General features: G+C 69.1%; 12 protein-coding genes. 5 read left to right on the plus strand and 7 right to left on the minus strand.

Annotated elements, in window-relative coordinates; all coding sequences use genetic code 11:
• Positions 1 to 8: 8 nt before the first annotated feature.
• Complete coding sequence (locus tag ACFWBB_RS22105; protein ID WP_385275020.1) at positions 9 to 629, minus strand: heme-copper oxidase subunit III; 621 nt, start codon at positions 627 to 629, stop codon at positions 9 to 11.
• Between the two features lie 178 nt (positions 630 to 807).
• Here ACFWBB_RS22105 and ACFWBB_RS22110 point away from each other — a divergent pair, with 178 nt between their 5' ends.
• Positions 808 to 1,212: a hypothetical protein gene (locus ACFWBB_RS22110; protein ID WP_385275023.1), complete on the plus strand. Its 405-nt coding sequence runs from the start codon at positions 808 to 810 to the stop codon at positions 1,210 to 1,212.
• 108 nt (positions 1,213 to 1,320) lie between these two features.
• Here the strand turns inward: ACFWBB_RS22110 and ACFWBB_RS22115 are convergent, their stop codons facing one another.
• The 4 genes from ACFWBB_RS22115 to coxB all read right to left on the minus strand — a co-directional run bounded on the left by ACFWBB_RS22115 (position 1,321) and on the right by coxB (position 5,793).
• The gene (locus ACFWBB_RS22115) at positions 1,321 to 2,574 is read right to left on the minus strand and encodes an Ig-like domain-containing protein (RefSeq protein ID WP_385275026.1); all 1,254 of its coding nucleotides are present in this window, start codon (positions 2,572 to 2,574) and stop codon (positions 1,321 to 1,323) included.
• 131 nt (positions 2,575 to 2,705) lie between these two features.
• Positions 2,706 to 3,104 carry a cytochrome c oxidase subunit 4 gene (locus ACFWBB_RS22120; protein ID WP_189916933.1) on the minus strand — a complete coding sequence of 133 codons (399 nt, stop codon included), beginning with the start codon at positions 3,102 to 3,104 and terminating at the stop codon, positions 2,706 to 2,708.
• Entirely contained in the window at positions 3,101 to 4,837 is a 1,737-nt protein-coding gene (ctaD, locus tag ACFWBB_RS22125) for a cytochrome c oxidase subunit I (RefSeq protein WP_385275029.1), read from the minus strand. The genes ACFWBB_RS22120 and ctaD overlap by 4 nt, the downstream gene beginning before the upstream one ends.
• Entirely contained in the window at positions 4,834 to 5,793 is a 960-nt protein-coding gene (gene coxB / locus ACFWBB_RS22130; RefSeq protein WP_385275032.1) for a cytochrome c oxidase subunit II, read from the minus strand. Before coxB ends, ctaD begins: the two co-directional genes overlap by 4 nt.
• A 320-nt stretch (positions 5,794 to 6,113) precedes the next feature.
• Between coxB and ACFWBB_RS22135 the strand changes: the two genes are divergently transcribed.
• A complete protein-coding gene (locus ACFWBB_RS22135; protein WP_385275035.1) occupies positions 6,114 to 7,490 on the plus strand; it encodes a cysteine desulfurase/sulfurtransferase TusA family protein in 1,377 nt (458 codons plus the stop codon).
• Position 7,491: 1 nt separating this feature from the next.
• Here the strand turns inward: ACFWBB_RS22135 and ACFWBB_RS22140 are convergent, their stop codons facing one another.
• Positions 7,492 to 8,466, minus strand: a complete 975-nt coding sequence (locus tag ACFWBB_RS22140) for a carbohydrate kinase family protein (RefSeq protein WP_385275038.1) — start codon at positions 8,464 to 8,466, stop codon at positions 7,492 to 7,494.
• Positions 8,467 to 8,596: 130 nt separating this feature from the next.
• On the opposite strand from ACFWBB_RS22140, the gene ACFWBB_RS22145 reads away from it, so the two are divergent.
• Both ACFWBB_RS22145 and ACFWBB_RS22150 read left to right on the plus strand, forming a co-directional pair.
• Positions 8,597 to 8,806 carry a hypothetical protein gene (locus tag ACFWBB_RS22145; RefSeq protein ID WP_385275041.1) on the plus strand — a complete coding sequence of 70 codons (210 nt, stop codon included), beginning with the start codon at positions 8,597 to 8,599 and terminating at the stop codon, positions 8,804 to 8,806.
• Positions 8,807 to 8,948: 142 nt separating this feature from the next.
• Complete coding sequence (locus ACFWBB_RS22150; protein ID WP_385275044.1) at positions 8,949 to 11,036, plus strand: hypothetical protein; 2,088 nt, start codon at positions 8,949 to 8,951, stop codon at positions 11,034 to 11,036.
• A gap of 111 nt (positions 11,037 to 11,147) precedes the next feature.
• On the opposite strand, the gene ACFWBB_RS22155 is transcribed toward ACFWBB_RS22150, so the two are convergent.
• The gene (locus ACFWBB_RS22155) at positions 11,148 to 11,504 is read right to left on the minus strand and encodes a HesB/IscA family protein (protein ID WP_385275047.1); all 357 of its coding nucleotides are present in this window, start codon (positions 11,502 to 11,504) and stop codon (positions 11,148 to 11,150) included.
• A 289-nt stretch (positions 11,505 to 11,793) separates the two neighbouring features.
• Here ACFWBB_RS22155 and nadA point away from each other — a divergent pair, with 289 nt between their 5' ends.
• A complete protein-coding gene (gene nadA, locus ACFWBB_RS22160; RefSeq protein ID WP_385275050.1) occupies positions 11,794 to 12,978 on the plus strand; it encodes a quinolinate synthase NadA in 1,185 nt (394 codons plus the stop codon).
• The last annotated feature ends 9 nt before the right edge of the window (positions 12,979 to 12,987 follow it).

Raw genomic sequence — 12,987 nt, forward strand, 5'->3', positions numbered from 1 at the left:
GTGCCCGGCTACTTGATCATGTAGATCGTGGCGAAGAGGCCGATCCAGACGACATCGACGAAGTGCCAGTAGTAGGACACGACGATGGCCGCGGTCGCCTGCTCGTGGGTGAACCTCTTGGCCGCGTAGGTGCGTCCGAGGACGAACAGGAAGGCGATGAGGCCGCCCGTCACGTGCATGCCGTGGAAGCCGGTGGTCAGGTAGAACACCGAGCCGTACGGGTCGGAGGAGAGCGAGAGCCCGTCCTTCTTCACCAGTTCCGTGTACTCGAAGATCTGACCGCCGATGAAGATCGCACCCATGATGAAGGTGACGATGAACCACATTCTGAGCTTCTTCACGTCACCGCGCTCGGCGGCGAAGACGCCGAGCTGGCAGGTGAGGGAGGAGAGCACCAGGACCGTGGTGTTGGTGGCCGAGAACGGGAAGTTCAGGGACCCGGCCATCTCCTTCCAGTGATCAGGACCCGTCACCGATCGCAGGGTGAAGTACATCGCGAAGAGGGCCGCGAAGAACATCAGCTCGGAACTCAGCCAGATGATCGTTCCGACGCTGGTGAGGTTCGGCCGATTGACCGACGGGTGCGCGTGCCCGGTTTCTACTGTCGTTGCTGTCGCCACGACCGACATTATGTCGGTCCCTTATCCCGCCCTCACCTCGGGGGGTGCAGTTCGGAGTGTTCGCACCCTGTGTAGTGCCCGTATGGCCCATCGAAGTGGTGTTCCAACCGGTGCTGACGACGGGTGCGAGGGAGTAGCATCCGCGGCATCGGTTCTGTCCGTACGACGCTGATGTCACGGAGGAAGCATGCAGGCGACCGCCACGGTGCTGGTCTACAGCGACGACTCCAACACCCGCGAGCAGGTACGCCTCGCGGCCGGGCGCAGGCCCGCGCCGGACGTCCCGGTGGTGGAGTTCGTGGAGTGCGCGACGCCTGCGGCGGTGCTGCGGGAGCTGGACAGGGGCGGCATCGACGTCGTCGTCCTGGACGGCGAGGCCGCGCCCATGGGCGGCATGGGACTGTGCCGGCAGATCAAGGACGAGGTCTTCCGGTGCCCGCCGGTGCTTCTTCTCATCGGGCGGCCCCAGGACGCCTGGCTCGCCACCTGGAGCCGCGCCGACGCGGCCGTGACGCTGCCTGTGGAGCCCGTGGAGTCGGCCTCGGCCCTGGCTTCCCTGCTGCGCCGCGCGAGCCTTCAGCAGAGCGCCTAGCACCGCGGCGGGCGGGGCGCGGTGTCCACGGCGGCCTCCGGTCCGTCGTGGGCTCCCGCGCCCACCCGGCGGAGCCGCGCAGGTCACGGCCCCGCACCCCCGGGGGAGCTACACCGCCGCCGGCCGCAGTCTCGACGGGTCCTGCTCCGTCTGCTGCTTGCCTGACGTCAGCGCGCTGCCCTTGGCCCACTTCTTCCAGTCCAGGTTCCAGTCGCCGAAGCCGTTGCCGAAGGTCTCCATCGTGTTGCCGTCGCTGTTGACGACCTGGACGACGTCGCCCTGGCGGATGTTGTCGAAGAACCACTCGGCGTTGGACGTGCTCATGCCAGTGCAGCCGTGGCTGACGTTCGCGTATCCCTGGGAGCCCACGGACCAGGGGGCGGCGTGGACGTACTCGCCGCTCCAGGTGACGCGGGTGGCGTAGTAGACGGGCAGGTCGTAGGAGTCCGAGGAGCCCTCCGCGATGCCCACGGTGGTGCCGCGCATCCGTACGAAGTACTCCTTGCCCAGGACGACCTTGACGCCGTTGCGGGTCTCGAAGCCGGGCTTCCCGGTGGTGACCGGGATCTGGTTGATCTCCTCGTTGTTCTTGAAGACCGTCATGGAGTGCGAGGACGCGTCCGTGACGGCGATCACCCGGTCGCCGATCGTGAGCTTGAGCTCCTTCGCGGGGCCGCCCCACAGCCGGTCGCTGATCTTGATGCCGTCCAGGTTGCTGTGCACCCGGAGGGTGGTGTGGGCGGGCCAGTAGTCCTTGGGACGGTAGTGCAGTTCCTTGTCGTCCACCCAGTGCCAGCCACCCTGCACGGAGGGCGTGGAGTCGACCTTGAGGGCCCGTTCGACGACGGCCCGCTGGGCGGGGTCCTTGACGGGCTGGTCGAGCTTGGCGGTGACGGGCTGGCCGACGCCGTACTCACCCGCGTCGGGACCGAACTCGATCGCCAGGCGCTTCTTGGAGGTGGGCTTGCCGGTGTCGAAGGTGAGAACGCGGCGGCCGGGGGCGCCGTCGTCGTCCTCGGTGCTCACGCGGACCGTGTAGTGGGCGTTCGCGGCCAGTGGCGCGGTGCTGTGCCAGCGACTGCCGTCGGCTGCGAGTTCGCCCGCCACGTAGCGGCCTGCGCCGTCCACGGCGGTGACGTCCGTGATGCGGTCGTCGTCCTCCGCGGTGACCTCCAGGGGCTTGTCCGGGTCGGTCTTCTTCCCGTCGCCGCTGAGGGTGTTGAAGGAGATCTGGTCCGTCGCGTCGTAGGGGCGCGCGGAGAGCGGGTCGTCGTCCGAGCCGCAGGCGCTTGCGACCGCGCCCAGGGCGATCACCAGCAGGGTGCAGCCCGCGACGGTGCGAGGGCGGGGTTCGTGGCTCATGGCTTCACGCTAGGGAGCCGGGTCGGCGGCGGCGCGCTGGGTGACACGGACGGCGGACCGCCGTTACGGCAAAAGCGTGAGCCCGGACGCTCCTGACGGAGTGTCCGGGCTCAGCCGGTGTTCCACGCGTGCTACTGGGTGCGGTTCTCACCGCGGTAGTACTCGAAGACCCATCCCCACAGGCCGATGAGCACCATCGGGAGGGAGAAGTAGAGCAGCCACCAACCGACCGCGACCCCCAGGAAGGCCAGGGCGCCACCGATGCCGAGCGCGAGCGGCTGCCAGCTGTGCGGGCTGAAGAAGCCCAGCTCGCCGGCGTCGTCCGCGACGTCGGCCTCCTTGTTGTCCTGCGCGCCCGCGTCGACCCGCCGGGCGGTGAAGCCCAGGTAGAAGCCGATCATGATGCACAGGCCGAAGGCCAGGAAGAGCGCCGTGGTACCGGCCGGCTCCTTCGACCACACGCCATAGACGATCGCCATGACGAGGACGAAGACGCTCAGCCAGACGAACATCTTGCCCTGGATCTTCACTTGCCGGCCTCCTTGCTGCCCGAGATGGCACTGGCACCGTGGCCGGCGTGCTCCAGCTGCTCGAGCGCGGCGATCTCGGGGTGGTGCAGGTCGAACGCCGGGGATTCACTGCGGATCCGCGGCAGGGTCAGGAAGTTGTGGCGCGGCGGCGGGCACGAGGTCGCCCACTCCAGGGAGCGGCCGTAACCCCACGGGTCGTCGACGCCGACCGGCTTGCCGTACTTGGCGGTCTTCCACACGTTGTAGAAGAACGGCAGGACGGACAGACCGAGGACGAACGAGCTGATCGTCGAGATCGTGTTCAGGGCGGTGAAGCCGTCGGCCGCCAGGTAGTCGGCGTACCGGCGCGGCATGCCCTCGGCGCCCAGCCAGTGCTGGATCAGGAAGGTGCCGTGGAAGCCGATGAACAGCGTCCAGAAGGTGATCTTGCCGAGGCGCTCGTCGAGCATCTTGCCGGTGAACTTCGGCCACCAGAAGTGGAAGCCGGAGAACATCGCGAAGACGACGGTGCCGAAGACGACGTAGTGGAAGTGCGCCACCACGAAGTACGAGTCGGACACGTGGAAGTCCATCGGCGGCGAGGCCAGGATGACGCCGGTCAGACCACCGAAGGTGAAGGTGATGAGGAAGCCCGTCGCCCACAGCATCGGTGTCTCGAAGGACAGTGAGCCCTTCCACATCGTGCCGATCCAGTTGAAGAACTTCACGCCCGTCGGGACGGCGATGAGGAACGTCATGAAGGAGAAGAACGGCAGCAGCACGCCGCCCGTGACGTACATGTGGTGCGCCCACACGGTCACGGAGAGACCGGCGATCGAGATGGTCGCGGCGATCAGGCCCATGTAGCCGAACATCGGCTTGCGGGAGAACACCGGGATCACTTCGGAAATGATGCCGAAGAACGGCAGAGCGATGATGTACACCTCTGGATGGCCGAAGAACCAGAAGAGGTGTTGCCACAGCAACGCGCCGCCGTTGGCCGCGTCGAAGACATGGGCACCGAACTTGCGGTCCGCCTCCAGGGCGAACAGCGCGGCCGCCAGGACCGGGAAGGCCAGCAGGACCAGGACACCGGTCAGCAGGACGTTCCAGGTGAAGATCGGCATCCGGAACATCGTCATGCCGGGCGCGCGCATGCAGATGATCGTGGTGATGAAGTTGACCGAACCGAGGATCGTGCCGAAGCCGGAGAAGGCCAGACCCATGATCCACATGTCGGCGCCGATGCCGGGGCTGCGGACCGCGTCCGACAGCGGGGCGTAGGCGAACCAGCCGAAGTCGGCGGCGCCCTGCGGGGTGAGGAAGCCGGCGACGGCGATGAGCGAGCCGAACAGGTAGAGCCAGTAGGCGAACATGTTCAGCCGCGGGAACGCGACGTCCGGCGCACCGATCTGGAGCGGCATGATCCAGTTCGTGAAGCCGGCGAACAGCGGCGTCGCGAACATCAGCAGCATGATCGTGCCGTGCATCGTGAACGCCTGGTTGAACTGCTCGTTCGACATGATCTGCAGGCCCGGTCGGGCGAGCTCGGCGCGCATGAGCAACGCCATCACGCCACCGATGCAGAAGAACGCGAACGACGTGACCAGGTACATCGTACCGATGGTCTTGTGGTCGGTGGTCGTCAGCCACTTCACCACGACGTTGCCGGGTTGCTTGCGCCTGACCGGCAGCTCGTTCTCGTACGAGTCCTCAGCTGCGGAGGCACCCTGGGGTTCGTTGAGGATGCTCACAGGACGTTCGACTCCCGGTTCTTCTCGGGGCTCGTTTGCTCGATGCCGGCCGGAACGTAACCGGTCTGCCCACTCTTGGCGAGGTCCTTCAGGTGCTGCTGGTAGCGCTCCGGAGAGACGACCTTCACGTTGAAGAGCATCCGGGAGTGGTCGACGCCGCAGAGCTCGGCGCACTTGCCCAGGAAGGTGCCCTCCTTGTTGGGAGTCACCTGGAAGGAGTTGGTGTGGCCCGGAATGACGTCCTGCTTCATCAGGAACGGCACCACCCAGAAGGAGTGGATGACGTCACGCGAGGTGAGGACGAAGCGGACCGTCTTGCCCTCGGGAAGCCAGAGGGTCGGACCGGGGTTGTTGGTCTGCGGGTTCCGCTCACCGGGAGTACCGCAGGTGTAGACGCCGCCGGCGTTGTCGGGGAAGTCCGTCTTGAACCGGTCCGGGATCGCGGACAGGTTCTTGTCGGTCTTCGCGTCCCCGTCGGAACCGTCGACGCTCTCGATGTAGTTGAAGCACCAGCTCCACTGGAAGCCGACCACGTTCACCGTGACGTCGGGCTTCTTGTCGAGGCTCAGCAGCTTCGATTCGTCACGGGCCGTGAAGTAGAAGAGGACCGAGACGATGATGATCGGCACGACCGTGTACAGCGCCTCGATCGGCATGTTGTACCGGGTCTGCGGAGGAACTTCGACCTTGGTGCGGCTACGCCGGTGGAAGAAAGCACTCCACAGGATCAGGCCCCACACCAGCACGCCGGTGGCCAGCGCGGCTGCCCACGAGCCCTGCCACAGGGAGAGGATCCGCGGAGCCTCTTCTGTGACCGGGGTGGGCATACCAAGGCGGGGGAAGTCCTTGTATGTGCAACCGGTGGCGGTCGCCAGGACCAGGCCCGCGGTCATTGCCTGCAGCAGCTTCCGCCGCATCGGGCGCCGCGGCGAGCGGTCGGAGCCGTTGGGACTCACGTAGCGCCTTCCCGAGAGTCTCGCCCGCGCGGTTGGCTGCGGCCTGCCTTCTCGCTGGTCGGTCGCCGCCCTGCGTCGGGCAGGGGTTTGGATGTTTATGCGGAGCAAACCCTAGCCGACGCCCTCCGGGGGGTCGCGGGGAGGGTGGCATACGCGCCGCGGGTCACCCCGAAGGGTTCGGGAGCGGCGCCTAATAGGTCGTCAATGCGGGTGGTGCGGCGACTCCGGGCCGGTGGGGGCCGTTCGCGCCCCGCGGCGGAGCCGCGTATCGGCGCAGGCCCGCGCCCCTGCACAGCACCCGCACGTTCTAACGTTGAGGTGTGTCCTACTTCGACGCTGCATCCGGCGCTCCCCTGCATCCCGTCGCCCGTCAGGCGCTGTTGGCCTCGTTCGACGAGGGGTGGGCCGACCCTGCCCGGCTGTACCGGGAGGGGCGGCGGGCGCGGATGCTGCTGGACGCCGCCCGGGAGGCTGCCGCCGAGGCGGTGGGTTGCCGGCCGGACGAGCTGGTCTTCACGTCCTCCGGCACCCGGGCCGTCCACTCCGGGATCGGGGGCGTGTCGGCGGGGCGTCGGCGGGTCGGACGTCACCTGATCGTGTCAGCCGTCGAACACTCCTCGGTCCTCCATTCGGCCGAGGTGCTCGAGGCTGAGGGTGGGACGGTGACCCGGGTGCCGGTGACCCGGACCGGTGCGGTCACCGTCGAGTCGTACGCCGACGCGCTGCGCGCCGACACCGCGCTGGCCTGTCTCCAGTCGGCCAATCACGAGGTGGGGACCGAGCAGCCGGTGGCGGCCGTGGCCGAGCTGTGCCGGGAGGCGGGGGTGCCGTTGCTGGTGGACGCCGCCCAGTCGCTCGGGTGGGCGGCCGTGGAGGGCCCCTGGTCGCTGCTGGCGGCGAGCGCGCACAAGTGGGGCGGGCCCTCGGGTGTCGGCCTGCTGGTCGTGCGCAAGGGCGTCCGGTTCGCGTCGCAAGGGCCCGTGGACGAGCGGGAGTCGGGACGGGCGGCCGGGTTCGAGAACATTCCGGCGATCGTGGCCGCGGCGGCCTCGCTGCGGGCGGTGCGGGCGGAGGCGGCGGCCGAGGCGGTACGGCTGCGCGAGCTGACGGCGCGGATCCGGGCGCGGGTGGGGGCCGTCGTACCGGATGTCGAGGTCGTCGGGGATCCGCAGCGGCGGCTGCCGGGGATCGTCACGTTCTCCTGTCTGTACGTCGACGGGGAGGCGCTGCTGCACGAGCTGGACCGGGAGGGGTTCTCCGTCTCCTCCGGGTCGTCCTGCACCAGCAGCACGCTGACGCCCAGCCATGTGCTGAGGGCGATGGGGGTGCTGAGTGAGGGGAACGTGCGGATCTCGTTGCCGGTGGGAGCCGCCGAGGAGGATGTGGAGAGGTTTCTCGCCGTGCTGCCGGGGGCGGTGGCGGGGGTACGGGAGAAGCTCGGGGCGCCCGCTCCGGTGGCGGACGTGCGCGGCGACGTGCTGGTCGTGGACGCCTTGGGCAAACGGTGCCCGATCCCCGTCATCGAACTGGCGAAGGTCATCGGGGACGTGCCGGTCGGCGGCAGGGTGCGGGTGCTGTCCGACGACGAGGCGGCCCGGCTGGACATCCCCGCGTGGTGCGAGATGCGGGAACAGGAGTACGTGGGTGAGGAGCCGGCGGACCGGGGCTCGGCCTATGTGGTCCGCCGGCTGTCCTGAGTCACGCCAGGTGCTTGCGGACCTCGGTGGCGGCCTCGTCGCCGTACGCCTTGGTGAAGCGGTCCATGAAGTGGGCGCGGCGCAGCTGGTACTCCTGGGTGCCGACCGTCTCGATGACGAGGGTGGCGAGCATGCAGCCGATCTGGGCGGCGCGCTCGTGCGAGACGCCCCAGGCCAGGCCGGAGAGGAAGCCGGCGCGGAAGGCGTCACCGACGCCCGTGGGCTCGACCTTGGCCTCCTCCTCCGGGCAGCCGACCTCGATCGGGTCCTCGCCGGCCCGCTCGATGCGGACGCCGCGCGAGCCGAGGGTGGTGACGCGGTGGCCGACCCTGGAGAGGATCTCCGCGTCCGTCCAGCCCGTCTTGGACTCGATGAGGCCCTTCTCGTACTCGTTGGAGAAGAGGTACGTCGCGCCCTCCAGCAGTATCCGGATCTCGTCGCCGTTCATCCGGGCGATCTGCTGGGAGAAGTCGGCCGCGAAGGGGATCGAGCGGGAGCGGCACTCCTCGGTGTGGCGGAGCATCGCCTCCGGGTCGTCGGCGCCGATCAGGACCAGGTCCAGGCCGCCCACGCGGTCGGCGACGGTCTTCAGCTCGATGAGACGGGCCTCGCTCATCGCGCCGGTGTAGAAGGAGCCGATCTGGTTGTGGTCGGCGTCGGTGGTGCACACGAAGCGGGCGGTGTGCAGGGTCTCGGAGATGCGGACGGACCCGGTGTCGACGCCGTGCCGGTCCAGCCAGGCCCGGTACTCGTCGAAGTCCGCGCCCGCGGCGCCGACCAGGATCGGCCGGCTCCCCAGCTGTCCCATCCCGAAGGCGATGTTCGCGCCCACGCCGCCCCGGCGCACGTCGAGGTTGTCGACCAGGAAGGAGAGCGAGACCGTGTGCAGCTGGTCCGCGACGAGCTGGTCCGCGAAGCGGCCGGGGAACGTCATGAGGTGGTCGGTTGCGATGGAGCCGGTGACTGCGATGCGCACGGCGAGGACTCTCCTGTGGGGAGCGGGATTGACAGTTCACGCTACCCGGTCGACTCCCGCCACTGAAGCAGCCGAAACTACCCGATAGTAGATCTTTCTTCGCGGACTCCGACGTGCCTACGGTTCGGTTATGACGAACCTCAAGGTCCACGCCCCCGCTCCGGCCGACCTCGACGGCGACCTCGCGTCGCTGCGCGGTGACTGCGCCCGGATGGCCCGGCACTGGGCGGCCCCGGAGAAGATCACTTCCCGTCCGGTCTCCCCGTCACTCATCCACGGTGTGCACGTTCCGGCGACGTCGGCGCGTCTGCTCGAGGCGATGCCGGATTACGGCAACTAGGACAGGTTCCCAGGGGGTAATCCCTCGATTTCTTCGGTACGGCGCTCGGAAGGGAACCGTGCGCTCCCCCGGCGCGTCCCATCGCCGTCCCCCGTAAAGGGGATGTGGGATACGCCAGCAGGGCAGCCGAAGGAGCGATGCGGTGAACACCGAGCGACCCGAGAACGACGACGCCGCGCGTGAGCCGGAGGAGACGGGTCCCCAGAGGGCGAAGGCCGAGGAGGCCACGGCCGAAGGGGCCAAGGCCGAGGAAGCCACGACCCAAGGGCACAAGGCCGAGGAGGCCACGACCGAAGGGGCCGAAGTCCCGGAGGTACGCGCGGAGGAGACTCGTGCCGACGGGACACGGGCCGAGGACGCGCGGGCCCGGGTCGAGGCGACGCAGGCCGAGGAAGCCGGCGTTCCGGAGAAGCTCGGCCGTCCCGGGGCCCCCGCCGCTTCCGGCGCAGAGACTCCCCCGGTTTCCGGCGGGGGGACTCCCCCGGCTTCCGATGCAGGGGTTCCCCCGATCTCAGATGCCGTGAGTGCCACCGATCCCGCCGATAGGGGGAAGCCCACCGTTTCCGGGGCCGGGAAGCCTGCCGGTTCCGGTCGCAATGCCGGTGAGCAGCCCACCGCCACCGACGCCGATGCCGACGAGGCGCCCGCTGTCGCCGTCTCCGGCCCGGACGGCCACGTCTCCGACCCGGACGCGCAGGTCTCCGGCCCGGACGAGCAGGTCGCCCCGGACGAGCAGGTTGTCGGGTCGGCGGTGGGCGAGGGCCCTCCGGGCGGGCCCCGGCGGCGCTCCCCCGTTCTCATCGCCTCCGTCGCTGCCGCCGTGCTGCTGGTGGGTGGCGGTGGGGCCTATCTGACCTCCAGTGCGTTCGGCGGCTCCGGTGGGGGCGCCGGCTCCGGGTCGCCGGCCGGGGACGGGACGCCCGCGGCGCTCCTCCTGGACGACTACTCCGCGGGCACCTCCGCGGGCACCTCCGGGAGTGCGGACACCTCCCAGAGCGGTACGAACGGCATCGCGCCCGGTGAGCCCAACCCCTACGGGGTGACCTACACGGCCGACGGCACGCTCCCCGACGGACCCGGCTCGGCGCCCGTGTACTGGGCGAAGGGCGAGGTCACGAAGGACGAGGTGGCCCGGCTGGCCAAGGCGCTGGGGGCCGAGGGGACGCCCGTGGCCGACGGGGCGGCCTGGAAGGTCGGCGCCGGGAACGACGGCTCGGGGCCGGTACTGCGGGTGAACCGGCAGGCACCGGGGATGTGGACGTTCACCCGGTACGCACCCGGCACCGACAACTGCACGGGCGCCACCGACAAGTGCGCCGGAGTCTCCGTGGTCCCGGCCGGCGACCCGGTGAGCGAGGCGGCCGCGAAGAAGGCGGCGGCGCCGGTCCTGAAGGCGATCGGGCAGGACGGCGCCGAGGTGGACGCGACCCAGGTGATGGGGACTCAGCGGGTGGTGAACGCCGACCCGGTGATCGGCGCTCTGCCGACCTACGGCTGGACGACCGGGATCAGCGTCGACGCCCAGGGCGAGGTGGTCGGCGGTAACGGGCAGCTGGAAGCGCCGGTGAAGGGCGACACGTATCCGCTGCTGAGCGCGCGGGAGGCGCTGGACGCGTTGAACGCGGCGCCGGGGACCGACCACCGGATGGGCATCGGCGGCTGCGCCAGTCCGGTGCCGCTGAAGGACCGGCTGGAGAGTCCGTGCGGTTCGTCGACGGCCGCTCCGAAGGCGCAGACGGCGGCGGTCGAGGACGCGGTGCTCGGACTCGCCCCGCACACCTCGGGCGGACAGCAGGTGCTCGTACCGTCCTGGCTGTTCGAGGTGAAGGCGTCGGGGACCGCCGACAGCTACACGGTGACGCAGCCGGCGGTCGAGCCGTCGTATCTGAAGTCCGCCACGACGCCCGCACCCGCGCCGACGCCGACCGCCTCGTCGGGAAAGCGTGACGTGCAGGTGGACGGCTACACCGCCGAGGGCAAGGAGCTGACCGTGAGCTTCACCGGCGGGGTGTGCGCCGACTACAAGGCCACGGCGGCGGCGAGCGGCGACGAGGTGAAGGTCACCGTGACCGAGACGCCCTGGCCGGACAAGATCTGCATCCTGATCGCCAAGGAGTACCACCGGACCGTGCACCTGGACGAGTCGCTGGGCAGCCGGAAGGTCGTCGGGTCGGACGGTGGCCCGATCCCGCTGGAGAAGGCGGGGGCACGGCTGCCGCAGGCACAGTGACGCCCTGGCGGCAGCGGTTCGCACGGCGCGAACGCGAAGGCGGCGGCCCCCTCGGAGGGGCCGCCGCCTTCGTGCGGTCCAGCGGTGCGAACGGGCCGTCCGCGGTCTGTCCTAGCTGAAGGAGTCGCCGCAGGCGCAGGAGCCCGTCGCGTTCGGGTTGTCGATCGTGAAGCCCTGCTTCTCGATGGTGTCCACGAAGTCGATGGAGGCGCCGCCCAGGTACGGGGCACTCATGCGGTCGGTGACGACCTTGACGCCGTCGAAGTCCTTGAGCACGTCACCGTCGAGCGAACGCTCGTCGAAGAAGAGCTGGTAGCGCAGGCCGGAGCAGCCGCCGGGCTGAACGGCGACACGCAGGGCCAGGTCGTCTCGGCCTTCCTGGTCGAGCAGGGCCTTGACCTTCGCCGCGGCGGCGTCGGACAGGAGGATGCCGTCGCTGACAGTGGTCTTCTCGTCCGATACGGACATCTACATCTCTCCCGGGTTGTACGGAGACTGCTTGCCGACGTTGTCAACCGCCGGGGCCCCGGATTCATTCCGGGCCGAGGATTCGTGTCTCCACTTCTTTCCTCTTCCTGCCTTTCATGCTCGCACACGTGCGGTGCGGCGGACAGCGACCTCCAGGCCGGTGGCGGACCGGTGGCGGACCGGGGTCGGGGATTCCCGTCACATCGACGCGATGACCATCGTCAAAGTGACGTGAAGCGGGTTATGATAGATAACGTCAGATCGACGAAAAGTAGAAAGGGTGCGTGTCGTGACCGCCGCCCAGACCACGGAGCTCGACGTACAGCCGACTCCGCTCGCCCTGTTGCTGCTCGGCCGTGAGGCCGACCCGAAGAGCGAGCGGGGCGTCGAGTGTCCCGGCGACCTGCCCTCGCCCTCCGACCCGGACCTGGTCGCGCGTGCCCGCGCCGCCAAGGAGAAGCTCGGTGACAAGGTCTTCGTGCTCGGCCACCACTACCAGCGCGACGAGGTCATCCAGTTCGCCGACGTCACGGGCGACTCCTTCAAGCTGGCCAAGGACGCGGCCGCCCGCCCGGAGGCCGAGTACATCGTGTTCTGCGGTGTGCACTTCATGGCCGAGTCCGCGGACATCCTGACGTCCGAGGACCAGAAGGTGGTCCTCCCCGACCTCGCCGCCGGCTGCTCGATGGCCGACATGGCCACCGCCGAGCAGGTCGCGGAGTGCTGGGACGTGCTGACCGAGGCCGGCATAGCCGAGCAGGTCGTGCCCGTCTCGTACATGAACTCGTCCGCGGACATCAAGGCGTTCACGGGCAAGCACGGCGGCACGATCTGCACCTCCTCCAACGCCCAGCGGGCCCTGGAGTGGGCCTTCGAGCAGGGCGAGAAGGTCCTTTTCCTGCCCGACCAGCACCTCGGCCGGAACACGGCCGTACGGGACATGGGCATGTCCCTCGAGGACTGCGTTCTCTACAACCCGCACAAGCCGAACGGCGGGCTCACCGCCGAGCAGCTGCGCGACGCGAAGATGATCCTCTGGCGGGGCCACTGCTCGGTGCACGGCCGCTTCAGCCTGGAGTCGGTCGAGGACGTCCGTGCCCGGATCCCCGGAGTGAACGTGCTCGTGCACCCCGAGTGCCGGCACGAGGTCGTGGCCGCGGCGGACTACGTCGGTTCGACCGAGTACATCATCAAGGCGCTGGAGGCGGCCCCGGCCGGTTCGAAGTGGGCCATCGGCACCGAGCTGAACCTGGTGCGCCGGCTGGCGAACCGTTTCGCGCCCGAGGGCAAGGAGATCGTCTTCCTCGACAAGACGGTCTGCTTCTGCTCGACGATGAACCGGATCGACCTCCCCCACCTGGTCTGGACCCTGGAGTCGCTCGCCGAGGGCAAGCTGGTCAACCGGATCCAGGTCGACCAGGAGACCGAGGCGTTCGCGAAGCTGGCCCTGGAGCGGATGCTGGCGCTGCCGTAGGCGCTCTGC

It is taken from the genome of Streptomyces sp. NPDC060000, assembly GCF_042737375.1.
Taxonomy (GTDB): domain Bacteria; phylum Actinomycetota; class Actinomycetes; order Streptomycetales; family Streptomycetaceae; genus Streptomyces.